Here is a 25629-nt window from a genome sequence, read left to right as displayed (position 1 = left end):
GAATGATCCGTTGCTTCGGAAACGATCAAAAGGCCGACCTCGCAAACCGGTCGGCTTTTTTCTTGCAATCGAACCGTGACAGCTGCCGTTTCCGCTTTTTTCCCGGGGACATACGCTGAACAAGGCGAGTATCCGTGGCTTCCATGACGAAAGGCGGAGTCGTTATGCATATTCCCGTAAGATCGCTCGCGATCGGAGAAGCCGAAAGCGAACAGCTGGAGATGAATCTGTGGAGGGATCGGTACGTTCAAGCGGCGCTTCATACGAACGGCAGGACGACGCCGGTGAAAATTCGTTATCGCGGCGGTCATACGCGGGGGTACCCCAAGCGCTCCTACGAGGTGGTCCGCAAAGGCCAAACGTTTCATTACAACGCGGAGTTCGACGACCCTTCGATGATCCGGAACGCGCTTTCCTTTTGGTTTTTGGAACGGCTTGGCGTGCCCAGCCCGCGAACGAAGCATGTGCTGCTCGTCCGAAACGGCATTTCCCTCGGCGTCTATTTGGAAATCGAAGCGGTGGAGCGAGGTTTTTTCCGACGGAGAGGGATCGGAGCCCGATCGCTTTTTTACGCGGTCAACAATCGGGCGGATTTCGGGGTGCGGGACTCCGCTTCGCAGTTATCCGGGTACGAATACCGATTCGGCGAAAAAGACGAAAAAGCAAGGCTCGCTTCGTTCATACGCGGCATCCACCGCACCCCGGAAAGCCGGCTGGCGGCTTACCTCGACCGGAATCTGGATGTCGACAATTACTTGAAGTGGCTCGCCGGCGCCGTCCTTACCGGCAATTTCGACGGGTTCGAGCAAAATTATTCCTTGTACCGGCACCATGCAAGCGGGAAGTGGCGCATCGTCCCCTGGGATTACGAAGGAACGTGGGGGCGCAACTGCTACGGCAGGGCGGTCGAGAGCGACCTCGTCGATATTGCCGGCTACAATCATTTGACCGAAAAGGTGTTGAAGCACCGTCCCTATATGCTGCGCTACAAGCGGATTTTGCGGAAGGCGCTGGACGAAACGTTTACCGAAAAAACCATCATGCGCGCGGCGGCGGAAATGCATGGCTCAATATCGCCGTACGTCCGAAGGGATCGTTTGCAGCAGTGGCCGTACGAGCAGTTTTTGGGAGAACCGAACGTCATCCGCAACTATATCCGGGAACGAAGAGCGATCGTCGCATCCGCCCTTTCGCGTTTGTAGCGATGGCGCGGCTTCTTCGCCCGGGTTGGAACGCCCGCCTCCGAATCTGGTATGATGGAGAGTACAGGAAAGGCGGGATAAGCGATGGATTTGTTCAGCATCGGCGCGGAAACCGAGCCGCGCTCCAGACGTCTTGCCGACCGGATGCGGCCGGAGACGCTGGATGAATATATCGGCCAAGAGCATATCGTAGGTCCGGGCAAGCTGCTGCGGAGGGCGATCGAGGGCGATACGGTGTCCTCGATTTTGTTGTTCGGACCCCCGGGCTCGGGGAAAACGACGCTCGCTCATATTATTTCGAAAAAAACGGAAGGGGACTATGTCCGGTTGAATGCCGTCGACGCTTCGGTCAAAGACGTGCGGGAAGTGATCGATCGGGCCGAAGACAATAAAAATCTGTACGGCCGCAAAACGATTTTGTTCCTCGACGAAGTTCACCGCTTCAACAGCGCCAGGCAAGACGCCCTTCTGCCGGCCGTCGAGAAGGGAATTATCGTGTTTATCGGCGCGACGACGGAAAATCCGTACCATTCGATCAACGGGGCTTTGCTCTCCCGTTCCACGCTGTTCAGGCTGCATGCGCTTACGAAGGAGCATTCGCTGATCGCGATGCGAAGAGCGCTCGCGGATCCGGTCAAAGGCCTCGGCTTCATGAAGCTGGAGGTCGACGAAGAAGCGCTGCTGCACATTGCCGCGATGGCGAACGGCGATATCCGCAGGGCGCTGACGGCGCTCGAACTGGCGGCGGTCACGACGCCTTCCCGCGAAGACGGGACGGTTCGCGTTACGTTGGAAATCGCGGAGGAATCGATTCGCCAGCCGCAAGTTCAAGCGGACGAATCGACGCAGTACGATGTGCTGTCCGCTTTTCATAAGAGCGTGAGGGGCTCCAGCGACGCTGCCCTCTACTGGTTCCTGTACGCGGTCGAGAGGCTCGGCATGGATCCGATGACCTTCCTCCGCCGGTTGACGGTCGCTTGCAGCGAGGATATCGGCCTTGCCAATCCGCAAGCGATGGTGCAAGCGGTCAGCGCGATGGAAGCGTACCACCGGATCGGCTGGCCGGAGGCCAAGTACATTATCGCGCAGGCGATCCTGTTCGCGGTTGAAAGTCCCAAGTCCAACTCGATCGCCGCGACGATCGGCCGGATGATGGAAGCCATGGACACGGCGGGAACCTCCGAGGTGCCTATGCACCTGAGGGACGCCCACTACAGCGGCGCGCAGAAGCTGGGGCATGTCGGTTACCGGTATCCGCACGACTATCCCGGGCACTATGTCGAACAGCAATATTTGCCGGACAAGCTGCACGGAACCATCTTCTACGAGGCGACGGAGCAAGGAATGGAAGATAAAATCCGCCAAAACCAGGAGCGCCGGCGCCGGCAAAACAGGGCAAGATAGGCGGCTCGTCGAACGATTTGGGCCGTTTCGAGCCGTACCGTCCGAAAAACCGGCATAGGACGGGGATTACCGCGAATACAGATGGATACTACGGCCGTTTGCGGGGCGATCCGTTCGTTGACGGTTCATCGCAAAACGTCTAAGCTAAAGTAAAGCTGTGTGCTTTTTCCATCATTTATCTTTTTTCATCAAAGGAGGTGTACCTATCCTCCGACGAATGGGGGGATAGGAAGCGCTTGGACAGTGACCCGTTTCCGTTAACGGTAGATCTAATCTTGGTGTTTATATTGGTTTTCCTGAACGGCTTCTTCGTATCCATGGAGTTTGCGATGGTCAAAGTTCGCGGCGCCCGAATCGATACCCTTGCGCAGGAAGGGAATTCGAAAGCCAAATTCGTCTCGCGCCTGGCGGACAAACTCGACGCGTATTTGTTTGCTTGCCGGCTTGGCATCACGCTGGCGTCCCTTGGACTCGGGTGGCTCGGAGGACCGGTCATCGCGAGCGTGCTTGCGCCCGCGCTTCACTGGTTAGGCTTATCGGACGGCTGGATTCAAGCGTTGTCCATCGTTTTCGCCTTTTTGATCGTTGCGGCCCTGCATATCGTTCTCGGGGAACTTGCGCCCAGGACGATGGCGGTTCGTCAAGCCGAGAAGATCACGCAGCTCGCGGCGGCGCCGCTTATCGTTTTCCGCAAATTGATGAGCCCGTATTTATGGCTTTTGGACGGCATATCCAGATCGATTTTGAAGCTGTTCGGCATCGAGCCCGCAAGCGAAATTTCTTCGGCCCGCACCGAAGAGGAAATCCGGATTTTGATGAAAGAAAGCCATGAAAGCGGATTGATCGACAACACGGAGCTTACGCTTGTGGACAATATTTTCGAATTCGCGGAAACGAACGCGCACGAAATCATGATTCCCCGGACGGACATGATTTGCCTGTATACGAATCTTTCCTTCGAGGAAAACAAAACGATCGCGCTAAAGGAAATGCATACCCGTTACCCGCTTTGCGACGGCGACAAGGATAACATCATCGGCTTCGTACACATCAAGGATCTGCTTAAAGCGACCGACGGCTCCGTTCGCGATATCGGCGATTTGCTTCGGCCGATGCTGACCGTTCCGGAAAGCATGCCGATCAGCACGCTGCTGAAGCTGATGCAGAAGAAAAAATCCCAGATCGCGATTTTGATCGACGAATACGGCGGAACGTCCGGCCTGGTCACGCTCGAGGATATTATGGAAGAAATCGTCGGCGAAATCCAGGACGAATTCGACGAAGAGCGTCCCGACCTGGAAAAGAAGGACGACCAATCGTATTCGATCAGCGGCATGATGCTGATCGAAGAGGTGAACAGATATTTCGGCCTCGACATTCCGACGGACAACTACGATACGATCGGCGGCTGGATGTATTCGCAAATCGAAATCCCTCCGTCGAAGCGTCAGACGGTCGAAGTGGAAGGCGGATTTCTGTTCGTCGTCGAGGAAACCGACAACCTGCGCATTTCGCGGATTCAAGTAAAGCCGATCGAAGTCGCCAATTGGGCAGGCGTTCAGGCGGAAACAGGTTAACATATACGGACAAATGAAGAAATAGAAAAAAGGCTCTCCCGCCATCGTCGATTAGCCGGGAGAGCCTTTTTTTTGCCGTTACGAATGTCTGCCCCGCATGAAGTGCACCGCCAAAAAACCGACCGCCGCGGTCAAGGCGAACAGCGCGGCCGTCCGGAAGACCGCCGGCTGCCCGAAGGCGTCGTAGATCCAGCCGCCGATCGTACCCGCGGCCAGCCCCGACAGGCCGGTCCAGACGACGGCGTACAGCGCTTGGCCCGACGAGCGGAATTCGTCCGGCACGATCGATTGCAGATAGCGGAGCGCCGTAATGTAATAAATGCCGAACGTAATGCTGTGCATCATTTGGACGAGCACGAACAGCCACGGTTCCTCGATGATTCCGAGCAGCCCCATCCGAATCATGTAGAAGACGCTGGCGAACGCCAGCAGCGGAAGCTCGCGAAACCGATGGCCGTATTTCGCCAGCAGGAAAAACATCGGGATTTCGCTGACGGCGGAAGCGAGCCAGGCCGTGCCGATCAGCGAGTCGCTGGCGCCCAGTTCGCGCATTGCGACGGCGAGAAAGCCTTCGTTGATGCGATGGGCGACGGAAACGAGGCCCACGAGCAGGAAGAAGACGAGCGTTTCCTTTTTTCGGATAATGTCGATCAGCCCGCCGAATTCGAATTTTTTGAGCGAGCTTTGGAAGTTTCCGAGCGCGATGGCCAGCGCAAGCGAGCAGCATACGGTGGCAAGGCCGATCCACAACGTCAGGCCGGAGCCAGTCGCTTTCAGGATGAAGCCGAAGACGACCGCGCATGCCGCATAGCCGAGGGAGCCGAACATCCGGATCGAAGCGAACGACCGGTTCATTCGTTCGGAGGCGAGCAGGCTCAAGCTGTCCATCATCGTGTTGACGGGAGTTTGGAAAAAATAAAACAGCCCCATGAAAACGGCGACGACGGCAAATTCCCGCTGGGGAAGCAGCAGGGCGAGCGCTATAATTTGCCCGACGAAAATAAGGTTCAGCACGAGCTTCAGGCTTTTCGTTTTGTCGCTGATGATGCCCGCCAGCAGGTTCGAAAAAATGGAGAGCATCGGTCCGATCGAATAGACGGCTCCGATTTGCAGCTTCGAGAAGCCGATGTCGTCGAAATAAAGCGGGAAAAACGACACGACGAGCGCCATCGTCGCATAGTTGGCGAAATGAAGGCAGCGCAGGACGGCCAACTGAACGGAATCGGTCTGCAGCTTTTTCATGCGCCGGCCCCCTTGCCGGAGGCCGCAGTCCGGTTTCGAGCCTTGCCTGCCGGTTGGTTCGTTTGAACAGAAAGTAAAGCAGCGCGAGTTCGGCCAGAATGCCGCCGGATTGGGATAGCGCGCCGAGGGCGCCGGTCCAGCCGGGCAGCGAAAGCGTCAGGGTGACGATCAAAATCAGCGTCAGCACCGCGTTGGACGTTTGCGAGCCGAACATGAGCTTCGTTTGCCCCTGGGACAAGATGACGCCGTTCAGCGTATCCAGCCACGGAAAGACGAACGCGTACGGGATGAAGGCGCGCAGCGCGTTAACGCACGATTCCAGCAGCCGGTCCTCCACGCCGATGACGTTCGCAAGCAGCCAGGGACCCGCCGGGGAAAACGCCATCAAGGAAATGAGCGTTCCCGGTATGAACGCCATCAGCAGGACGAATTTGCGCACGAGCAGGGGATGCGTTCGATAAAACTGCAACGAGATTTGGTGAAAATAGGAAAAGAACCCGAGAAACATGTTCATGAAGCTCGCCGCGACGGAAAAGGAAGCGATGGCAAGCGTGCCCTGATCGGTATGGCCCAGCAGGGCGTTCATGACCGGAGACACCCACATGATAATGAGGGAGGAAAACAACAGCGGGCTGTAGAAACGAAGCACCTGCTTCGGTCGCCGGATGTCGCAATCGGGCTCTTCCTTCGGCAGCCCGCGGGCAAGTTTGCTTCCCTCGAACCAGCTGACGGCGGCCTCGATGATCATGCCGAATACGAAAATAACGGCTCCTTGCCGGGAATGGGTCACGCCAACGTGCAGCATATATTGCGACATCAGAAACATGGCCGCAAGGCGGATCACCATGCCGATCGTGAGCCAGCGCGTGCGCATTTTGTAGATGATAACGCCTTGATATAAGCAGCGTATGCCCGAAAACACGCTGAGGAACATGAGCGCGTGGTAAACGTTCACCGCGGATTCGGCCACTTCCGGCTCCGCTCCGTACGCGCCGCCGAACACCCAATAGCCGACCGGCGTGAATGCGATCATAAAACCGAAGGCGAGCGATCCGCCGAAAACGATAAACGCCACTTTCCGGACGGCCGAAAAGGACAGCCGGTCGCGGACGAGCGCGGAACACGTTTCCCGAAAGAGGATGGCCGGCTTCTCGGTGACGGACAGCAGGCTCATCGCCGTAGCGTAGCCCGCCAGGATCAGCTCCGGATGATCGGCGCGGGCGAGCGTGCCGTTGACGATGACGTGCGACAGGTTGATCAGCAGCGCCGATAAGCCCAACGGAATAAAAAAGAAAAAAAGACGTCTTAAGGTGACGCTTTCCTGTTGCGAGCCCAAGCGTTTCATCTCCTTATCTCTACCCGTGTATTATAGCAGGTTCGTCACGATTGAGTAGGCGTTTTCAATACTTTTTCACTGGATTTAGCCCATTCGAAATGATAAATTAAAGAATGATGCGGAAATAGGGGTTGAGCATGGGACAACTTCAGGATCGAATTTGGGTGGAGAGCCAGTTCGCGGCAAGCGAACGGCTGGGCATCACGCTGCCTTGTTTGGCCGTTCCATGGGAAAGCTTGAGCCGGTCGAGGCAATCGCTTCTTCTCGAGGCGTGGGAACGGATCCGGGGAACGATCCCCGATCGGATTTTCGCGTTCGAGGAGCAAATCAAGAGGCTGCAGGAAGGCCTGTACGAAGAGGAAGACTTTGAGGAATCCTGCCGCCTGAACGGCGCGATCGCCGAGCTGGCCAGCAGGATCAACGACTTGCATATTTGGTACCGGACCCAGCAGGATATGGATGAAGAACGACGAAAACACAGCTGAGCTTAGGCTAGCAGGTGGAGGTTGCGCCGCATGAATCAAACGTTGCTTGCCGGCCGCTCTCCTCGGGGTCCTTTTGCCCTGATGCATCGCGTCTACAAGTACATTCTTCCCGGCGTAAAGGAACATCTCGGAGGATGGCGGAGGATGGCGGAGAGCATTCCGGACTCCGAATTGCGGAAGCAGGCGCTCGGCAGCATCGCCCATAAGGAGTTCCATTGCCAGGGAGGGGCGGTTTACGCCGCCGCGAACCTGGAGCAAAGGGATGTGCTGATCCCGCTCATCGTGGCGCTGCAGACGATCAGCGACTACCTGGATAACTTGTGCGATCGCAGCACGTCGCTCGACGCCGACGATTTTCGGCTGCTTCACCGCAGCATGCTGGATGCCGTGACGGTCGGTGCGCCCTTGACGAATTATTACGCGCTCCGCGCCGAGCAGAACGACGGCGGCTACCTGGAAGCGCTCGTCAGACGCTGCCAAGCCTGCATCGAACGCCTTCCTTCGTACTCCCTCGTGCAGAAAGACGTCAGGGAGCTCGTGAGCCTGTACGGCGATCTCCAAGTGTACAAGCATATCGCCAAGCCGCTGCGGGAGGACAAGCTGCTCGCCTGGTGGCAGCAGCACGCGCCCCGCTATCCGGAACTGCTGTGGAACGAATTCGCCGCGGCGACCGGGTCGACGCTCGGCATGTTCATGTTGTTTCTCGCCGCCAGCGACGAGAAGCTCACCGCGAAGCAAGCCGGCGAAATCCGCGACTCTTATTTTCCGGCCATCAACGGGCTGCATATTTTGCTTGATTATCTGATCGACCAGGCGGAGGACGAACAGGGCGGCGACCTGAATTTTTGCAGCTATTACGAGAATCAGGACGAGCTCAACGCCAGAATGCTCCGGATGGTGCAGGCCGCAAGAGCTTCCGCCGATCATTTGCCGTTTGCCGGCTTTCACCGCATGATCGTGGAAGGCTTGCTCGCCTTGTATTTGTCCGATCCGAAAGTGCGGGGCCAGCGCAGAGTCGAGCACACGGCCCGAATTTTGATGAAGGGCAGTCCGTGGACAAGGTTGTTTTTCTGGTTGAACAGCCATTTCATTCGCAAGGCCATGTAAATTTGCAAGCGTCACGAACGAAAGCGGCGGCCGTTTGCAACGAAATTCTAGGAGGAATCGTTCATGAGCGCAGTGAAAAAAATTGCCGTATTGACCAGCGGCGGAGATTCGCAAGGGATGAACGCGGCCGTGAGGGCGGTCGTGCGGAGCGGGCTTTTCCGCGGCTTGGAAGTATACGGAGTTCAACGGGGATACCAAGGGCTGCTTAACGAAGACCTGCGGCCGATGGACCTGCGAAGCGTGGGCGACATCATCCAGCGCGGCGGCACCGTTTTGCAGACGGCCCGCTGCAAGGAATTCATGACGCCGGAAGGGCAGCAGCGGGGCGCGGACGTGCTGCGCAAATACGGAATCGACGGCCTCGTCGTCATCGGCGGGGACGGCTCCTATCAGGGCGCGAACAAGCTGAGCAAGCTCGGCATCAAGACGATGGGCCTGCCGGGGACGATCGACAACGATATTCCGTTCACGGACTTTACGATCGGATTCGATACGGCGGTAAGCATCGTCGTCGACGCGATCAACAAGCTGCGCGACACGATGACGTCGCACGAGCGCTCCTCCGTCGTCGAAGTCATGGGCCGTCACTGCGGGGACATTGCGCTTTACGCCGGGCTTGCCAGCGGGGCGGAATCGATTCTCGTGCCGGAAGTCCCGTTTGACATTCGCGAGATTTCGACGCGGATGAAGGAAAATTTCCAGAACGGGAAGCGCCACAGCATCATTATCGTGGCCGAAGGCGTCGGCCGGGGCGAGGACATCGCCCGCGAGATCACGGAGCATAGCGGAATCGAGCCGCGGGTGACGGTGCTGGGGCACATCCAGCGCGGCGGCACGCCGACGCACAACGACCGGATTTTGGCCAGCCGGCTGGGCGACTTCGCCGTGCAAAAGCTCGCCGAGGGCGATTCCGCCAAAGCCTGCGGCATCATCAAAGGCGAACTTGTCGTCACGGACATCGACAAAGTCGTATCCACGAAAAAAGCGATCGACATGGATCTGTACAACTTGGCGATTCGCCTCGCCCAATAGGGGCGGGCGGTCGCCCGAAACGGGGACGCCTATATGTACTTGTACAAGCTGGAGGCAGTGTTCGGCGATCGGCCCGGCGTCACGATGATCGTGATGGGCGATTCCGACGCCGAAGCGATGGAGCAGGCCGAAGTCCATCTCGAGCGGCATTTTGTCGGCAAGCAGGACGTGCGCGAGCTTGTGCTGATCGAAAAGCGCCGTGCCGTAAAAGGAGCAGGCTACGTCGTTGAGCATAACGGCCGGCTCGGATAAAAGGAAAAGGCTGCTCCCCGGCGATCCGCCGCCCATGGGAAGCAGCCTTTCCGTTTCGCCGAAAATTGCGCATGCTATAGAACGCGGGCCGGCGCTTTGGCGCTCCGTTCGGTTCTCGCTTAGCGTTTTTGCCGAAACTCTCCGATGACGTCTACTGTCTGAACGACGTTGACGAACGCTTGCGGGTCCGTTTCCTTGACCAGCTTTCGCAAATCGGCAAGCTCGTAACGGGTCGTCACCGTCATCAGCAAATCCCGTTCTGCGCTCGTAAACGCGCCTTTCGTTTTCAGCAAGGTCGCGCCGCGGGGAATTCGCAGGAGCTTTTCGGCGAGCTCCTCCGCCCGGTTCGTGACGATGAACGCCGTAACCTTCCGGTGAGGCGTGTGAACGGCGTCAATTACTTTTCCCGTTGCGAAGATCGACAGCATAGAATATAGGGCTGCATCCGCGTTGCGGGCGTAAAGGGCGAGGGCGGCGACGACGATTCCGTTCAACGCCAACAGGAGCGCCCCGACGGGCAAATTGCGCGAGCGGGAAATGATGGAGGCGATGATGTCGAACCCGCCGGTAGAGCCTCCGTAACGAAGCGAAACGGCGGTGCCGGCTCCGACCAGAACGCCTCCGAATACGGCGGATAAGACGGGCTCCCCGAAAAGGGGCGTACGGGGATGAGCTGCATGAACACCGAAACGGAAATCACGGAAACGAGACTGAGCAAAACGAAACGTTTGCCGAGCGCTTTCCAGCCCCACAATAGAACGGGGACGTTTAAGGCAAAATAAAGCCAGCCGATGTTGAGACCCGTTACGTAACCGACGATCATGGCGACGCCGGATATGCCGCCGCTGAGCATTTCCTGGGGAATAAGCAGCAGCTGGAACCCGGCGGAGATGACCGCGGCGCACAGAACGATAAGTCCGACAGCCGGCAATTCGTGCAAAATGGTTTTCATCGGGAACGATTTTCCTCCGCCGATACGATTCGATGTGCGATGGATTTAGGGTTCCCTTCGCTTTGGAAGGCATGCGGTTTTACCTTTGCTGGTGTTGGATGTCGATTGTGTGTTATAATGGAATGTATATTTTTTGGGACGCAATTAGCTTTAAAGAAGGCCCATAACAGAAGGAGTTTGAAAACAATTTGAGTACATTTTCACAATTCGGTTTGGAGCCCGACGTGCTGCAAGCCATTTCGGAACTTGGTTACGAAGAACCGACTCCCATCCAGGCCCAGGCGATTCCGGTCGCTCTAAGCGGTAAGGATATGATCGGCCAGGCCCAGACGGGCACAGGCAAAACAGCCGCCTTCGGCATTCCGCTCGTCAGCCGCATCGCGGCCAACGAAGATCGCATCGTCACGCTGATCATGGCGCCTACCCGCGAGCTTGCCATTCAGGTTGCGGAAGAAATCGAAAAGCTCGGACGGTTCAAAGGTTTGCGCTCTTTGGCGATTTACGGCGGCCAGGACATCGGCCGGCAAATCCGGGGCTTGAGACGCAAGCCGCAGATCATTATCGGGACGCCGGGACGGCTTCTCGACCACATTAACCGGAAGACGATCCGCCTTGACGACGTTCAGACGGTCGTCCTGGACGAAGCGGACGAAATGCTCGACATGGGCTTTATGGACGATATTCAATCCATCCTCAAGCTCGTTCCGGAAGAGCGTCAAACGCTGCTGTTCTCGGCGACGATGCCTCCGAACATCCAAAAGCTGGCCCAGCAGTTTTTGCGCGACCCCGAGCATATTTCGGTCATTCCCAAGACGCACCAGACGAATGCTTCCATCCAGCAGTTCTACATCGAAGTTCAGGAGCGCATGAAGTTTGACGGCCTTTCCCGCCTGCTCGACATGGAGCCGCCGGAATTGGCGATCGTCTTCGGGCGCACGAAGCGCCGCGTGGCGGAGCTGTCCGAAGCGCTCATGAAGCGCGGATACGCGGCTGACGGGCTGCACGGGGATCTGTCGCAGAACCAGCGCGACGCGGTCATGCGCAAATTCCGCGACGGAAGCATCGACGTGCTCGTGGCAACCGACGTCGCTGCGCGCGGTCTCGACATCTCGGGCGTTACCCACGTCATCAACTTCGATTTGCCGCAAGATCCGGAAAGCTACGTTCACCGCATCGGCCGTACGGGCCGCGCGGGCAAGGAAGGGACTTCCTGGACGTTCGTCACGCCGCGCGAGACGGATCACCTGCATTTTATCGAGCGCGTTAACCGCATCCGCATCGCCAAGAAGGCGCTGCCGACGGTTGCCGAAGCGATGGAAGGCAAGCAGCGCGTCATCGCGGACCGGCTGATCGAAGCGATCGGCAACGAGGAGGACCTGTCCTCGTTCAAGTGGGCGGCGACGCAATTGCTCGAGCAGTACGATTCGATTCAGCTGCTCTCCGCCGCGATGAAGCTTCTCGCGGGCGACAAGAACGACGTCTCCGTCGAGCTTACGCCGGAAGATCCGATCCGCTCGAAGAAACGCAAATTCGACGGACGCGGCGGCGGCGGTTACGGCGGTCAAGGGCGCCGATACAACGGTCCCGGCGGCGGCAATCGCGACGGCGGCTGGCGGCAAGGCGGCGGTCAAGGCCAAGGCGGATATCGCGGAGGCTACGGCGGCGGCAACCGCAGACCGTATCGCGAAGGCGGCGGCAACAGCGGACGCAGCTGGCGCGATGACTCCTCGTCTACGTTCCGCGACGGCGGTTCCCGCGGCAGACGCAACGATCAACGAGACGATACGCGCAATACACGTTCGCAAAGCGAGGATTTCGTCAACATTTGACATCGGCGCGGTAACGACGACAGATTAAATCGAGATCACGTCATCTAGGAGGAAATCCTATGGAAATGCGGGGCATGATGGGCGGTTTTTACAAAATTTCCGAATGGATTATGCGTTTGTCCGTGACCAACGTGCTGTGGATCGTCTGTTCCCTGCCGATTTGGTATATGTTTCTGGTGCTGCTGCAATCGGAAACGACGGATCAATTTATTTCAACGATGATCCTGATCGCCATCCTGCTCCCGTTCACTTTTTTTCCGGCGACCTCGGCCATGTTCTCGGTCGCCCGGAAATGGGTGATGGGGGAGACGGACGTCCCTCTGTTCAAAACGTTTTTCCGCAATTACAAGCAAAATTACCTTCAGGCGATGCTTGGGGGCTTTTGTATGCGGTCCTGTTCTTTATCCTTATCGTTGACTATCAGGTGTATTTAAGGGATTTGGAAGGGTTCGGCGTCGTGGCGATCCTGTTCCTCGCGCTGATGGTTCTGCTGTTCATTTCATTGTTTCAGTTTTTCTCGCTTCTGTCCCACTTTCATATGAAAACGTTTCAATTGCTCAAAAACGCTTTGATCCTGACGATCGGGCGTCCGCTTCGCTCGCTGTCGACGGCGATTATAAGCGCATTCGTCATCTATTTGAGCTTTTTCCAGTTCACCTTTTTGATTCCGTTTTTCATGGGCAGCATCGTCGCGGTCGTCGCGTTCTTCAATTTTTATCATACGATTCAGAAAATGCAGATGAAAGCGCAGCAGGCGCAAGGCCAGGAAGACGATCTGCCGCTGGACGAATCGGAGATGAAAGACGAAGAGGAGAAGGGCAAATAAGTCGGCGATGCCAGCACGTCCCGGGTTTACTTTTGAACGGTGCATGTTATAATGGGAGTACTTCCTGCGATGTACGTTACGGCGCTTATTGTTTTGAACCAATGCTGTTTCATCGGGAGTCTCATATGACCGAGCGGCTGTCACGCCCCCTAAAGGGGACTTCAAAAACTCGGATGCGGACACCCACCTGCGAGAGCGGGTTCAGAAACTTGCACGTCGAACGGCATAGGCGGGTTTTCTCATCTCACTGTTTTCACCCCGGGACTGACGTGGTAAGATTAGAATTGGCACAGTTGGCACCCGGAGGGAGAGAGTGTATTGCTAAAGCGAATACTCATCGGATTGTTTCGAAGTCAGGAGCATACCGGCGACAGGGCCAAAGATCCGAAACTGAAATCCCATTATTATCGTCTGTCCAAGGACCGCGCTTGGGAAGAGGTCGGCTCGATCCTCAAGAAGATGCAAGGCTACCGCGTCTTGCATGAAGTGCCGACCATCGGCGAAATCGTCATGGAAAAGCGCACGCTGTCCGGCCGTACGATGGACATTACCGTCCAGGTCGTCGGAACCGGCCCCGGAAATTCGGCCGTCGATATCTATTCGGCCTCCCGCGGATCGCTTGGCGATCTTGGCGCCAATTACCGGGTCATACAGGAGATTTATGCGGTGCTCGATAAGAAGCTTGCCGCTTACAAGCGTTAATCGGCATACGATAATAAAGCGAGGAAGGCGCGCGGCCTGCCTCGCTTTTGTTATGTTCCTTCGGGTTTACGATTACAGCAAGCTTTTGACGGCGGCGACGGCGGACTCGTAATTCGGGTGCTCCGTCATTTCGCCCAGCACTTCGACGTACGTAATTTGATCGTTTTTGTCGAGAACGAAAATCGAGCGGAGATCAAGTTGAAACTCTTTGATCAAAACGCCGTATGATTTACCGAAGTTGTTGTCTTTGTAGTCGGACAGCATGACGACGCGATCGACTCCGGCCGCTCCGCACCAGCGGGCTTGCGCGAACGGGAGATCGGCGCTGACCGTCAGGACGACGACATCGTCGCCGAGCTTGGAAGCCTCTTCGTTGAAGCGGCGCGTTTGCGCGTCGCATACGCCGGTATCGATCGAAGGCACGACGCTGATTAGCTTGATTTTGCCCGCGAAATCTTTGAGGGAGACGGTTTCCAGCAGATTTTTGTTCAAGACGAAGTCGGGTGCCTGATCGCCTGCTTTGAGCTCGGGGCCGATGAGCGTAATCGGGTTGCCTTTAAACGTTGCTGCGCCTGCGCGTTCTTGACTCATATTCGGAATTACCTCCTCCAGGGAATAGAGCCGGGTTCGGACTGGAAAACCCAGACTTTGATAAGCTTGCCGAATTTATTATAATCGTTGAGAAACGCGGTTGTCCATTCCATGGAAACCGGGCGCCGTCGGAAAAGGAGCGGATCGATTTGATTTTCCTGCGTTACGAAAGCTTTCGCCAATACATTCGGCTTTATCCGGTGAATACGTTCCTGATCGCGGCCTGCATCGCCATGTTTATCGTCTTGACGGCGACCGGGGGGACGGGGATCTTTCATCTGATCGAATTCGGCGCCTTGACGAACGTCGAGGGCCTCAATCAGGTGTGGCGCTACATTACCGCGCTGTTCCTTCACGGAAGCTGGTCCCATTTGCTCTTCAACATGTTCGCGCTGTTCGTGTTCGCCCCGCCGCTCGAACGGATTTTCGGCCATGTCCGGTTCGCGCTGTTTTACGTCGTTTCCGGCATGTTTGGCAATCTGGCGGCGGTTATGCTGGCGGGTTCCGATTTTTGGGTGGGCATGGGCGCTTCCAGCGCGATTTACGGCATTTACGGCGCTTATCTGTACATGACGGTGTTCCAGCGCCAGATGCTTGACCAGGCGTCCCGTACGACCGTCTACGCCATTTTGGCCATGGGGCTTATCCATTCCTTCCTTGTCCCGAATATCGGCTATTGGGCGCATATAGGGGGGCTTGCGGCGGGATTTGTTTTTTACAAAATATTGGGCGGAAAAATCGCCCGCTGACGACGGCGGAAGTTCGAGAGTTCATCCCGGACATTGCGGAAGGAGTTTGACTTGAGTTGGAACTGCGACAACTGCAGTATTTTATCCGCGTTGCGAAACTGCAGCATGTGACAAAAGCGGCTGAAGAACTGCACGTGGCACAATCGGCGGTAAGCCGCCAAATTCACCGGCTGGAGGAAGAGTTGGGGGTTCAGCTGTTCATGCAGCGGGGGCGCAACGTGCAATTGACGCCCGTGGGCCATTTGTTTCTGAAGCGGGCCGAGTGCATTTTGCAGGACCTGGACAACGCGGTGACGGAAATTCACGAATTCGTGGACCCCGAAGCCGGCGAGATTCGTCTCGGCTTTCCGCACAGCCTCGGCATTCTGCTGATTCCCCAGGTCATTGCGGCTTTTCGCAAAGTCCATCCCCAGGTCAAATTCCGTTTCCGCCAGGGGATGTACGCTTCGCTGATTCGCGATATCGTCGAAGCGGAGGTGGACTTGGCGTTTATTTCTCCCTTCCCGGAAAAGAACGAATCGGTAACGGGAGAAATCGTCCTGACGGAAGAATTGTTCGCCATCCTTCCGCAAAATCATCCGCTCGCCAATGAGAAGTCGATTCATTTGCGCGCGCTTAAGGATGAATACTTCGTGTTGTTCAGCAATCCGTACTCCTTGCGTCCGATCGTATGGGAGGCCTGCAAGGCGGCGGGATTTTTGCCGCGGATCGGATTTGAAGGAGAAGAAACGGACACGATCCGCGGGCTCGTTGCCGCCGGCATGGGCGTCAGCTTGCTTCCGGAGATGGCGCTCCATCACACCGGAACGATGATGCCGGCCGTCGTCAAAATCGAGGAGCCGCGCGTGACGCGAACGATCGGCCTCATCCGCCGGGCCGGCGAGAAGCCTTCGCCGGTCGTCCGATTGTTCCATCATTTCGTCCTGGAATATTTCCGCAGCGAATACGACAAGTCCCAATCGAATGCCCGAAATTAAAGGATTAACGAGATAACGGCCCGCGGAGGCCGTTATCTCGTTTCGTTGAGGCCGGAAGCGGCTGGTCATTCGAAATAACGGTCTGCTCGACACTTCCATTCTCTCTTGGCGAATGGTTGCTCGCCGCTTCCGTTTTGCCCAAGAGCGGTTTCTTTTGCTTCGTCTATCTTTAAGCAAAAAAGGGCCGTCCCTTAGGTCCGTTCGACCATTGGGACAGCCCCTTGCCGTTTCGTTATTCGCGGTTGTTGACGAACATTAGAATCAGCCGGATCAGTTCGAGCAGGGAGACCAGCGCGGCCGCTACGTAGGTGAGAGCCGCCGCATTGAGCACTTTCGCGACTCCGCGCTCTTCGTCGCCGGCGATAAACCCTTCGGCGACCATCAGCCTGCGCGCTCTGGAGCTGGCGTTGAACTCGACGGGCAGCGTCACAAGCTGGAACGCTACGGCAGCCGAGAAAAAGATGATGCCCAGTCCGATCAGGTTAAACGAGCTGAACAGGAAGCCGGCGATCAACAGGAAGGGCGCGATGCCGGACGCGATGTTGACGACCGGGAACATCCGGTGGCGAAGCACGAGCGCCGGATAATGCTCCTTGTGCTGAATGGCGTGGCCGACTTCGTGGCAAGCGACGGAGATCGCGGAAATGGAGCTTTCGTAATATACCGGCTCCGACAAGCGGACGACGCGGTTGATCGGATCGTAGTGGTCCGACAGCTTGCCGGGTACGGGCTCGATCGGCACGTCGTGCAGGCCGTTGCGGTCCAGCATTCGTCTTGCGGCATCGTAACCGGTCATTCCGCTGCTGGCCCGGGTTTCCGAAAAGCGGTTAAACGTTCCGCTGACGCGGAATTGCGCCCATAGCGACAATAGAAAAGCGAGAATAATCGGAATGTACATCCAGTTAGAGTTCATAGTCGATACCTCCATTAAATTGGCTCGGACGGCTTACATCAAGTTGCTCTTGCTCAGAAGCAGCAGCAGGGCTTCGACGCAGGCGGCCGTTTGCGGGGAAAGGGTCCGGTACAAGCGCTTGGCCTGCTGGGGCTTCAATTGCTCCAGCACCGGTTCCAGCTCCTTGACTTCCCGTTCCAGCTGAACGAGATGGCTCTGCAAATCCGCCAGCTTGCGCGACACTTGCTCGTCGGGAGTTACCCGGCTCAACGCGGCGAATTTCTCCCGAATTTCCTCCAGGGAAAATTTCTGAGCTTTCAACTGTTCAATACGGCGTATTCGCTCCAAAGTTTCATCGTCGTACAGCCGATAATTTCCTCCGGAACGTTTGACGGGGGACAGGAGACCCAAACCTGTGTAATAATCGATGGTTCGGGGACTGATGCCGGCAAGTCGGGCCAATTCCCCGATTCGATACATGTTGCGATTCTTTTCGGGCGATCCATGACGCACAACAGCCACCTTCTTTCCTTAATAACATCCATATTCTTATCTATTGTTATCATACCGATCCGGAACCATACAGTCAAACGTGATGCTTTTGGAACATTTGACGAAATTACGGCAATTTAAACGGGGAAGGAAAAGTCACGTAAGATTCATGTCAGAAATCGAGAAATGCCTATATTTTGTGAAATAACGACAAAAATGCGATATAGGACTAAATCCTTATTCAAGTGAAAAAATCATTGGAAAATAAGGTTATTTCTTAACGTTCGGGCCTTGAATCGAATCTAATGTTAGGTATTTTTCGTTTTTCATTAACAATTATCATAATTTCATATTGTCAAATCGTGAACTTCTTACTATAATGGCACTAAGCCTTTCTTGAAATGTTATGAAATATCACAATTTGGGGAGTGGTCGGCAAATGGTTAAGAAGAGTCTAATGGCAATCGCGGCTTTACTCGTGCTTTTCCCGACGATGGCGTTCGCAGCGGATGGTGAACCGTCGCCAGCGATGGGACTAAACGCACTGTGGATCATGGTTGCCGCTATACTCGTCCTGCTTATGCAAGGCGGATTCATCCTGCTAGAGACCGGTTCGACCCGAATGAAAAACGCGGGTCACGTTGCAGGCAAAACGATTTTCACGGTAGGTCTTTGTTCCCTGGTCTATTGGGCCGTCGGCTACGGCTTCGCATTCGGTGGGGATGCGGGCGAAGGGCTGAACAAGTTTATCGGGCTCGGCAACTTTTTCTTTAATCCGGCCATTACGGCCGGCGCGGAAGACAGCTATCCGTCGGCCGTGTTCTTCGTCTTCCAACTTGCTTTCGCGGCGGTCTCGCTGTCGATCGCCTGGGGCGGATTCGCCGAACGCGCCAAACTGTCGGTTTACCTGATCTTCACGGTTATTTTTGCCGGCGTTATTTATCCGATTATCGCGCACTGGATCTGGGGCGGCGGCTGGCTGTTCGCGGACGGCGCGCAAGACTTCGCAGGTTCCACGGTCGTGCACTTGACCGGCGCGATGGCCGCGCTTGCCGCTACGATTCTGCTCAAGCCGCGGATCGGCAAATACAACAAGGACGGTTCCGCCAACGAAATTCTCGGTCACAACCAAGTCTACACGTCCCTGGCCGTTCTCCTTCTGTGGGTTGGCTGGTTCGGATTCAACGCAGGTTCCACGGTCGGCATCGGCGACGGCTTCTTTGCTTACGTCGCGTTCACGACGCAACTGGGCGCTGCGGGCGGCGCGGTAGCCGCGCTGCTTATCTCCTGGATCGTAAAAGGCAAAGCGGATATCGGCGTTACGCTGAACGGCGCGCTGGCGGGCCTTGTCGCCATCACCGCATCCTGCGCCTTCGTAGAGCCTTGGGCAGCCGTCGTGATCGGCCTGATCGCAGGCGTACTCGTCTTCTTCTGCATGAACTTCTTCGAAAAAATCAAAGTCGACGATCCGATTGCGGCAATGTCCGTGCACGGAGCGGCAGGAGTTTGGGGTACGCTGGCGAATGGTTTCTTTGCGACTCCGGAGCTTGTCGAAAGAACGGCAACGGGCAGACCCGGACTGTTCTACGGCGGCGGCGGCGAACAGTTGTGGGTTCAATTCGAATCGGTCGTCGTTTGCGGCGCCTTCGCCTTCCTTGCTTCGTTTATCGTCCTGTGGGTCATCAAGCAAGTCATCGGCCTGCGCGTCTCCGAAGAACAAGAAATTCTCGGTCTGGACCTTAGCGAGCACGGCAACTACGGCTATCCGGAAGCCATCAAAAAACCAGGCACGACGTCGGTGTAAGTTCGGATCAATACCTATCGCTTGATTACCGGCGTTCAACAGGAGGGAAAAAGCCCGCATGTCCAGTCTGCACAGGCAGGAGCGGTTGCTTAACGTCACCGGCGCCGGAAATCCGGAAGAGCTGAGATCGATTCGGGAAGAGGAGCAGAACCGCTTGTCGGCGGTTCTCTCCTCTTCTCCGGTGATACAAGTGATTCAACAATTGAACGAGCTGCACGACGCCATCATCGTCCGCGCGCTCGAACTTGCCGAAAGCGAGTTGGAACGGACCGGATTCGGAAATCCGCCCGTGCCTTACGCTTACGTGCTGTTCGGCAGCGGCGGGAGGAGCGAGCAGACGATGAGCAGCGATCAGGACAGCGCGATCGTCTACGCGGACCCGGGCGAAACGGCCGACGCCGCTCGCTGCGAGCCGTATTTTCGGGAGTTGGGACGCGTAGCGGTCGAACGGCTCGTCGAGGCGGGGTATCCTCCTTGCGAGGGGAATGTCATCGCCTCGAATCCCGAATGGTGCTTGTCCATGACGGGGTGGGAAGCAAAGCTCGACGGCTGGTTCGACGAACCGAGCTGGGAGCATGTGCGTTACTTGCTCATCGTGGCGGACGCCCGTTTCGTTTACGGGAACGAGGCGCTCGCGACGCAATGGAAAAACCGATTTTACCGGGATGTGCTGCACAATCCGGTTATCGCGCGCCGCATGATGGAAAATACGCTGCGGCATAAAGTGCTGATCGGCGTTTTCGGTCAATTGCTGACCGAAAGCTACGGGGAAGAGGCGGGCAGCCTTGACATCAAATACGGCGCTTATATTCCGATGGTGAACGTGTTCCGCTTGCTTGCCATCAAAGCCGACATTCGGGAAACGAGCACGCTCGGGCGGATTCGGGCGCTCGCGGATGCCGGGCTGATTACGGAGCGCGAGCAGCTCGCGGCGAACGAAGCGTTTACGTTATTTTTGCGTTTGCGTTTGCTGTCCATGGCAAAGATGGAAGACGGCCAATGGATCGGGTCCGGCAAAGTTCCGGTCAAGCTTTTGGCGTCGGAATGGACCAAACCTTTGAAGAAAGCGTTGAGACTCGGAAGGAAGCTTCAACGCCAACTGGAAAAGGGGATTCGTGACCGCTTCGGCGGGAGGTGAACATCATGAAAGAGCCCAAAAGTCCGATGGGACGAATGTGGCACTTGTATAAGCAAGGCGGCATTACCCCGGCGATCGCGTCGATGCTCGGTTCCAACCATGCGCAGCAGGTGGCGTTCATCCGTTCGATGTCTCGCGAGCAGCGCAAGGAATCGCTGCTGGACACGCCGCTGGACGAGCTGGAAACCGTCGTGTTCGATCTTGAAACGACCGGTTTTCACCCGTATAACGGGGACGAAATTTTATCGATCGGGGGCGTGCTGACGAAGGGCGGGGAGCTGCAGGATGCCGAACCGTTCTATACGCTCGTCAATCCGAAGCGCAAAGTTCCCCGCCATATTACGGAATTGACGGGCATTACGAATGAAATGGCGGAAAACGCTCCCGAGCTCGTGCAAGGCTTGCACGATTTTATGGATTTTGCCGGCAAGCGCGTGCTGATTGCCCACGGCAGCGGGCACGACAAGCAGTTTTTGAATGCGGCCTTATGGAAAACGTCCAAAATCAATCTGACCCACCGCGTGCTGGATACGATGATGGTGGCGAAATGGCTGGAACCGAAACGAATGAGCTACGGGCTCGATGAATTGCTGGAGACGTATCACGTGGAAGTTACGGTGCGACATCATGCGCTTCACGATTCGGTCATGACCGCCAAGCTGTGGTTCCGCCTGCTCGAAATTATTCGCGCGAAGCAAGTATCGACTCTCGGCGACCTGTACGCCTATTTAAGCAGGCATTAACCTTACCGGGGTTTCGGGTTTGTCGCGATTTTTGTCCATTCGTTCCATGGCGTGCGACCGAAAACATGAACGTTCGCATGCCCGTCGGCGAGCGATACAATCCAATAAGTGGCCCAGCCGTCCCAACCCGCCCGATCGAGAGCGCTCGGCGTGGGGGACCCCTGCGGGTGGGAATGAAAAATACCGACGATGCTTCGTTGGTTTTTTTGTGCGTCGTAATAAACGCGAACCCAATCGGCCGGATCGAACCGAAACGTCGCGAAGGGCTCCGCGCTTGCGTTTCGCACGAGCCGATGTTCGTCCGCGTACAGGCGATCGTTTTCGATCGTGCCCAACAGGATGCCGCATGTTTCGTATGGCGCGCGCGCGAGGCAATCGCGGATCAGCTTCTCGCGCGCGGCTTCGCTCATATTCGCTTGGCGGATCGCGGTCATGGAAAGAACCTCCTCTCCCCTCCAGTATGAGGGAAGACGAGGCCGAACGGCAACTTTCCTTATTTGACTTGCTTGGCGGGTTTTACGAACAAAAACACGAGCACGAGCGTAACGGCGGCCAGGATCGATACCGAAATAAACACCGTCCGGTCGGATATCCCCATCATCCATCCGAACAAGGGTGGTCCGAGCGCGACCCCGAAAAACCGCAGGCTGCTGTAGAGCGACGTAAGCATGCCCCGTTCGGTTTTTTCTACGATGCCCGTGATCATCGTCGTGAGGCAAGGAAGAAGCATGCCGGTTCCGATGCTGCTTGTCGTCAGCAGGCCGATGAACACGTAAATATTCTGGTTCAGCCAAATCGTCAGGGCAAGCGAAACGGTCATCAGGACAAGTCCGATATTCATCATCCAGCGGATCAGCACGCCGTTTTTCTTGATAATATGCCCCGTCACGTACGCGGCCGTCACCATCCCGAACAAAGGAATGGCGAGAATGAACCCTTTTCGAACGCCTTCGATCTTGTAGGGGCTTCTTCCAGCGTATTGGACAAATAAAACAAGACGCCGAACAAGACGAACAGCGCGGCGGTACCCGCCCAAAACGAAGCATACAGCCATCTCCCGTGCTGGCGGAAAATTTGGCCGATTTTCGAAGTATACTCCTTGAGCTTCATCGGCTCGGCTTCCCGTTTCGGCTCCTTAATCCAAACCAGGATGGCAATCAAGGCGAGCAGGCAAAAGGCCGAGAAGGAAAAGAAGACCGCGTACCAGACGATAAGAGCGAACAACGAGCCGATAATGGGACTGACGACCTTGCCCGAGCCGTTGGCGGCTTCGATCAGGCCAAGCGCCTGGCTTTCCTCCGCATCCTTATACAGGTCGCCTGTCAAAGCCATGACGATCGGCGTCGTTCCGGCCGCTCCGATTCCTTGAATGGCTCTCGAAACGAGCAAAAGCCAGTAGCTGTGCCAAACGGCGGCAAACCCCGATAAGATGCCCGCTCCTCCGTAAATGACCAATGCGGGGATCATGACGGATTTGCGGCCGAACCGGTCCGACAAAAAACCGGCGATCGGAATGAAAAAAGCGGCGGTCAACGAAAACAAGGTAATGACCAGGCTGCTCTGCAGCGACGAAATGCCAAGCTCGCGCTGCAAGGTGGGCAAAATCGGCACGATCATCGAGTTGCCGAGCACGAGCACGACCGGAACGGAAGCCAGCGCGATGTACTCCCATGTTTTCGATTTCCGGCCGGACGACGTCTTTTGGCCCGAATTTTGGCGTTCGCGCGATATCGATCCGGCGCTGCCGGCGGCGGTACGGTTTTTGGATGCTGCGGTTGCCATACGGCTCCTCCTCGGACGTTTCGATAACGAACAGGTCTAATGTACCCCCGCGAAACGCGAATCATGCCGGGACGGGAAAGGAAAGGTATGGTTGGAATCGGGGCGGCTTATCATGTAATATAGAGAGGCAACCAAGGATTCGCGAAAGAGGGAAACGATGAGAATGAAACGAAATTTGGCGATATTGGGTCTTGTCATCATAGCCGTTGCGGCAGTCCTGTGGTGGAACCAATCGGGCGGAGAGGCCGACAGGAACGATTCGGCGGCGGCCACTTCCGGAGCCGGGGGAGAAGCGCTGAAGGTCGAGCCGGTGGAGGGTTCCCTTGCCCCTTCGTTCTCTCTGGCCACGATAGACGAGCAAACGCAGTACGATGTCGGAGGGCCGAGGGACAAGGCGCTCATTATCAATTTCTGGGCTTCGTGGTGCGGCCCCTGCGATCTGGAAGCTCCGGACTTGCAGGCGATTTACGATAAATACAAGGATAAGCTGGATTTGTACGCCGTTAACGCGACGAAATACGATACGGTGCGCGGAGCGAAGGATTTCGTGAAAGAGAAGCAAATAACGTTTCCGGTCATTATGGATACGGACAACAAGGCCGGCGACCTGTACAAGGTTTATTCGTATCCGATCAGCTTCATCATCGATAAAAACGGCGTCGTGCGCGAACGAATCGAAGGGATTCAACCGTTGGAAAAGTGGGAGGACATGATTCGGGAAGTCGTGGACGCTTAACGCGGCACTAATCGAAAGGCCCCCGTCGAACCGACGCGGGGCCTTCGTTATGGGGCTGTGCTTTTAATGATTGATCAAGCCGTGCGCTTCCAGCTGGATACCGGGGGTGGCCGCGCTTTTCGGCATGCCCAGCAGGGCATACCGGATGCTGTCCACGAGCGCCTCCCAGCTGGCTTCGATGACGTTGGACGAAACGCCGACCGTGCTCCACGTGTCCTTGAAGTCCGTCGACTCGATCAGGACGCGCACCTTGGCCGCGGTCGCGTCCTTTTCGTCAAGCACCCGGACCTTGTAATCGCTCAGGTGAATGTCGGCGATGCCGGGGAAGTATTGGACGAGCGCCTTGCGCAGCGCATTGTCGAGCGCGTTGACCGGGCCGTTTCCTTCGGCGACGGTGTAGACGTGATTGTCCCCGACATGCAATCGCACGATCGCTTCCGAGGTCATGCCGGCGTTCGTTTTTTCCACCATGATTTTGAACGATTCGATCGCGAACACTTCGACCGCGTCATCGAACGCTTCCCGCAACAGCAGCTCGAGCGACGCGTCCGCGCCTTCGAATTGGTACCCTTGATGTTCGAGTTCCTTGACCCGGTCGATGATTTCCCGCGATTTGTCGCTGTGCGAAGCGATATCGAGACCGAGCTCCTGCGCTTTGGACACGATGTTGCTCTGGCCGGCGAGCTCGGAGACGAGAATCCGCTGCTTGTTGCCGACAAGGCCGGGCTCGATATGCTCGTACGTTTTGGAATCTTTCATGATGGCGGACACGTGGATTCCGCCTTTGTGGGCAAAAGCGGCCGTTCCGACATAAGGCTGATTGACGGGCAACATGACGTTGGCGATTTCCCCAACGTAGCGCGCTACGCTCGTAAGCGATTGAAGCTGTTCGTTCGTTATGCAATCGTACCCCATTTTCAGCTGGAGGGTGGGCAAAATCGAGCACAAATTCGCATTGCCGCAGCGTTCGCCGTACCCGTTGATCGTGCCTTGTACCTGCCTTGCGCCGGCTGAAACCGCGGCCAGCGTATTGGCGACCGCAAGCTCGCAGTCGTTGTGCGTATGAATGCCGATCGGCGCCTGGATTTCGGCCGCGACGCGCGATACGATTTCATGAATTTCGGACGGCAGCGTACCGCCGTTCGTATCGCACAGCACGATCCAGTCCGTGCCGGCTTCCTTCGCTTTCCGGAGCGCCGAGAGGGCATATTCGGGATTGGCCTTGAAGCCGTCGAAAAAGTGCTCCGCGTCGAAAATCGCTTCCATGTCGTGGCGCTTCACGAATGCAAGCGACTCGTAAATCATCGCCAAATTTTCATCCAAGGTCGTTTGCAGCGCCGTATGGACGTGAAAATCCCACGACTTGCCGACCAGGGTAGCCGCCTTCGCGCCGGATTCGATCAGATGGCGCAGGTTGGCGTCCTGTTCGCAGGTGCTGTTTTTGCGCCGGGTGCTGCCGAAAGCGGTCAGCTTCGCCTGCATGTTCATCGCGCGGGCTCTTTTGAAAAACTCGATGTCCTTGCCGTTGCTTCCCGGATTTCCGCCTTCAATATAATGAACGCCGAGCGCGTCGAGTTTAACCGCAATTTTAAGCTTGTCTTCCGCTGTCAGGCTGATGCCTTCGCCTTGCGTGCCGTCGCGAAGAGTCGTATCGAAAATGCTGATGGACGTAGACATGAAAAACGGGATGCCTCCTTCAAAACAAGTGAAACTATTATACCATGCCTTGCCTCAAATGTAGAGAGCGAACGTCCCGCGCGCCTGGGCCGGGTTCGTCCC

27 protein-coding genes, 1 other RNA gene and 2 pseudogenes are annotated in these 25629 nt (G+C 56.5%); 21 read left to right on the top strand and 9 right to left on the bottom strand.

The features are described from left to right. The first annotated feature begins 164 nt into the window (after positions 1-164). The 3 genes from JW799_RS27105 (at position 165) to JW799_RS27095 (ending at position 4183) form a co-directional block, all read left to right on the top strand. Positions 165-1202, top strand: a complete 1038-nt coding sequence (locus JW799_RS27105) for a CotH kinase family protein (protein WP_080840880.1) — start codon at positions 165-167, stop codon at positions 1200-1202. Between the two features lie 84 nt (positions 1203-1286). Then, a complete protein-coding gene (locus tag JW799_RS27100) occupies positions 1287-2606 on the top strand; it encodes a replication-associated recombination protein A (RefSeq protein ID WP_205432636.1) in 1320 nt (439 codons plus the stop codon). A gap of 236 nt (positions 2607-2842) precedes the next feature. Continuing rightward, entirely contained in the window at positions 2843-4183 is a 1341-nt protein-coding gene (locus JW799_RS27095) for a hemolysin family protein (protein WP_240353425.1), read from the top strand. Positions 4184-4261: 78 nt separating this feature from the next. Here JW799_RS27095 and JW799_RS27090 read toward each other — a convergent pair whose 3' ends face one another. Further along, positions 4262-5425 carry an MFS transporter gene (locus JW799_RS27090; protein ID WP_205432634.1) on the bottom strand — a complete coding sequence of 388 codons (1164 nt, stop codon included), beginning with the start codon at positions 5423-5425 and terminating at the stop codon, positions 4262-4264. A 98-nt stretch (positions 5426-5523) separates the two neighbouring features. Here JW799_RS27090 and JW799_RS27085 point away from each other — a divergent pair, with 98 nt between their 5' ends. From JW799_RS27085 to JW799_RS27055, 7 genes are all read left to right on the top strand, one after another. Continuing rightward, on the top strand, positions 5524-5886 hold the full coding sequence (locus JW799_RS27085) for a hypothetical protein (protein WP_205432632.1): 363 nt from the start codon (positions 5524-5526) through the stop codon (positions 5884-5886). Then, complete coding sequence (locus tag JW799_RS27080; RefSeq protein ID WP_205432631.1) at positions 5874-6326, top strand: hypothetical protein; 453 nt, start codon at positions 5874-5876, stop codon at positions 6324-6326. Before JW799_RS27085 ends, JW799_RS27080 begins: the two co-directional genes overlap by 13 nt. Before the next feature lie 39 nt (positions 6327-6365). Continuing rightward, complete coding sequence (locus JW799_RS27075) at positions 6366-6698, top strand: hypothetical protein (RefSeq protein WP_205432630.1); 333 nt, start codon at positions 6366-6368, stop codon at positions 6696-6698. Positions 6699-6898: 200 nt separating this feature from the next. Next, positions 6899-7246: a hypothetical protein gene (locus JW799_RS27070; RefSeq protein WP_080837226.1), complete on the top strand. Its 348-nt coding sequence runs from the start codon at positions 6899-6901 to the stop codon at positions 7244-7246. Positions 7247-7276: 30 nt separating this feature from the next. Further along, complete coding sequence (locus tag JW799_RS27065; RefSeq protein ID WP_080837228.1) at positions 7277-8353, top strand: tetraprenyl-beta-curcumene synthase family protein; 1077 nt, start codon at positions 7277-7279, stop codon at positions 8351-8353. Between the two features lie 63 nt (positions 8354-8416). Further along, a complete protein-coding gene (gene pfkA / locus JW799_RS27060; protein ID WP_080837231.1) occupies positions 8417-9385 on the top strand; it encodes a 6-phosphofructokinase in 969 nt (322 codons plus the stop codon). Between the two features lie 33 nt (positions 9386-9418). Further along, entirely contained in the window at positions 9419-9637 is a 219-nt protein-coding gene (locus JW799_RS27055) for a DUF3906 family protein (protein ID WP_080837233.1), read from the top strand. 119 nt (positions 9638-9756) lie between these two features. On the opposite strand, the gene JW799_RS29845 is transcribed toward JW799_RS27055, so the two are convergent. Beyond that, positions 9757-9882 carry a DUF2179 domain-containing protein gene (locus tag JW799_RS29845; protein WP_338026374.1) on the bottom strand — a complete coding sequence of 42 codons (126 nt, stop codon included), beginning with the start codon at positions 9880-9882 and terminating at the stop codon, positions 9757-9759. Between the two features lie 132 nt (positions 9883-10014). Next, positions 10015-10589: pseudogene (locus JW799_RS27050) on the bottom strand (YitT family protein); the annotation flags it as partial. Between the two features lie 188 nt (positions 10590-10777). On the opposite strand from JW799_RS27050, the gene cshA reads away from it, so the two are divergent. The 5 genes from cshA to JW799_RS27030 all read left to right on the top strand — a co-directional run bounded on the left by cshA (position 10778) and on the right by JW799_RS27030 (position 13946). Continuing rightward, the gene (gene cshA, locus JW799_RS27045) at positions 10778-12418 is read left to right on the top strand and encodes a degradosome RNA helicase CshA (protein WP_080837240.1); all 1641 of its coding nucleotides are present in this window, start codon (positions 10778-10780) and stop codon (positions 12416-12418) included. Between the two features lie 59 nt (positions 12419-12477). Beyond that, entirely contained in the window at positions 12478-12852 is a 375-nt protein-coding gene (locus tag JW799_RS29075; RefSeq protein ID WP_240353424.1) for a YesL family protein, read from the top strand. Between the two features lie 5 nt (positions 12853-12857). Continuing rightward, positions 12858-13244, top strand: a complete 387-nt coding sequence (locus JW799_RS29070; protein WP_240353423.1) for a YesL family protein — start codon at positions 12858-12860, stop codon at positions 13242-13244. 58 nt (positions 13245-13302) lie between these two features. After that, positions 13303-13484, top strand: a non-coding RNA gene (ssrS, locus tag JW799_RS27035) — 6S RNA. A 78-nt stretch (positions 13485-13562) separates the two neighbouring features. After that, the gene (locus JW799_RS27030) at positions 13563-13946 is read left to right on the top strand and encodes a DUF1499 domain-containing protein (protein ID WP_080837246.1); all 384 of its coding nucleotides are present in this window, start codon (positions 13563-13565) and stop codon (positions 13944-13946) included. Between the two features lie 72 nt (positions 13947-14018). Here JW799_RS27030 and tpx read toward each other — a convergent pair whose 3' ends face one another. Continuing rightward, on the bottom strand, positions 14019-14537 hold the full coding sequence (gene tpx, locus JW799_RS27025) for a thiol peroxidase (protein ID WP_080837249.1): 519 nt from the start codon (positions 14535-14537) through the stop codon (positions 14019-14021). 149 nt (positions 14538-14686) lie between these two features. Here tpx and JW799_RS27020 point away from each other — a divergent pair, with 149 nt between their 5' ends. Both JW799_RS27020 and gltC read left to right on the top strand, forming a co-directional pair. Continuing rightward, positions 14687-15286: a rhomboid family intramembrane serine protease gene (locus JW799_RS27020; protein ID WP_205432629.1), complete on the top strand. Its 600-nt coding sequence runs from the start codon at positions 14687-14689 to the stop codon at positions 15284-15286. A gap of 56 nt (positions 15287-15342) precedes the next feature. Beyond that, the gene (gene gltC / locus JW799_RS27015; RefSeq protein ID WP_080837252.1) at positions 15343-16263 is read left to right on the top strand and encodes a glutamate biosynthesis transcriptional regulator GltC; all 921 of its coding nucleotides are present in this window, start codon (positions 15343-15345) and stop codon (positions 16261-16263) included. Between the two features lie 232 nt (positions 16264-16495). On the opposite strand, the gene JW799_RS27010 is transcribed toward gltC, so the two are convergent. Then, entirely contained in the window at positions 16496-17176 is a 681-nt protein-coding gene (locus JW799_RS27010; RefSeq protein WP_080837256.1) for a zinc metallopeptidase, read from the bottom strand. 33 nt (positions 17177-17209) lie between these two features. After that, a complete protein-coding gene (locus JW799_RS27005; RefSeq protein ID WP_080840881.1) occupies positions 17210-17635 on the bottom strand; it encodes a MerR family transcriptional regulator in 426 nt (141 codons plus the stop codon). Between the two features lie 451 nt (positions 17636-18086). Here JW799_RS27005 and JW799_RS27000 point away from each other — a divergent pair, with 451 nt between their 5' ends. The 3 genes from JW799_RS27000 to JW799_RS26990 are packed head-to-tail and all read left to right on the top strand — an operon-like array spanning position 18087 to position 21332. Then, positions 18087-19451, top strand: a complete 1365-nt coding sequence (locus tag JW799_RS27000; RefSeq protein ID WP_080837258.1) for an ammonium transporter — start codon at positions 18087-18089, stop codon at positions 19449-19451. A gap of 58 nt (positions 19452-19509) precedes the next feature. Continuing rightward, positions 19510-20589 (top strand): DUF294 nucleotidyltransferase-like domain-containing protein, encoded by a 1080-nt coding sequence (locus JW799_RS26995; RefSeq protein ID WP_205432628.1) that lies wholly within the window; start codon positions 19510-19512, stop codon positions 20587-20589. A gap of 5 nt (positions 20590-20594) precedes the next feature. Continuing rightward, entirely contained in the window at positions 20595-21332 is a 738-nt protein-coding gene (locus JW799_RS26990; RefSeq protein ID WP_080837265.1) for an exonuclease domain-containing protein, read from the top strand. A gap of 2 nt (positions 21333-21334) precedes the next feature. Here JW799_RS26990 and JW799_RS26985 read toward each other — a convergent pair whose 3' ends face one another. Then, the gene (locus tag JW799_RS26985; RefSeq protein WP_080837267.1) at positions 21335-21766 is read right to left on the bottom strand and encodes a M67 family metallopeptidase; all 432 of its coding nucleotides are present in this window, start codon (positions 21764-21766) and stop codon (positions 21335-21337) included. 59 nt (positions 21767-21825) lie between these two features. Further along, positions 21826-23114: pseudogene (locus tag JW799_RS26980) on the bottom strand (MFS transporter). A 157-nt stretch (positions 23115-23271) separates the two neighbouring features. On the opposite strand from JW799_RS26980, the gene JW799_RS26975 reads away from it, so the two are divergent. Further along, a complete protein-coding gene (locus JW799_RS26975) occupies positions 23272-23850 on the top strand; it encodes a TlpA family protein disulfide reductase (protein ID WP_205432627.1) in 579 nt (192 codons plus the stop codon). Between the two features lie 63 nt (positions 23851-23913). Here the strand turns inward: JW799_RS26975 and cimA are convergent, their stop codons facing one another. Continuing rightward, the gene (gene cimA, locus JW799_RS26970) at positions 23914-25527 is read right to left on the bottom strand and encodes a citramalate synthase (protein ID WP_080837274.1); all 1614 of its coding nucleotides are present in this window, start codon (positions 25525-25527) and stop codon (positions 23914-23916) included. Positions 25528-25629: the final 102 nt, after the last annotated feature.

This window comes from Cohnella algarum (assembly GCF_016937515.1).
GTDB classification, from domain to species: domain Bacteria; phylum Bacillota; class Bacilli; order Paenibacillales; family Paenibacillaceae; genus Cohnella; species Cohnella algarum.
The sequence above is the reverse complement of the archived record's forward strand: the minus strand, read 5'-3'. Positions and strand labels throughout refer to the sequence as shown.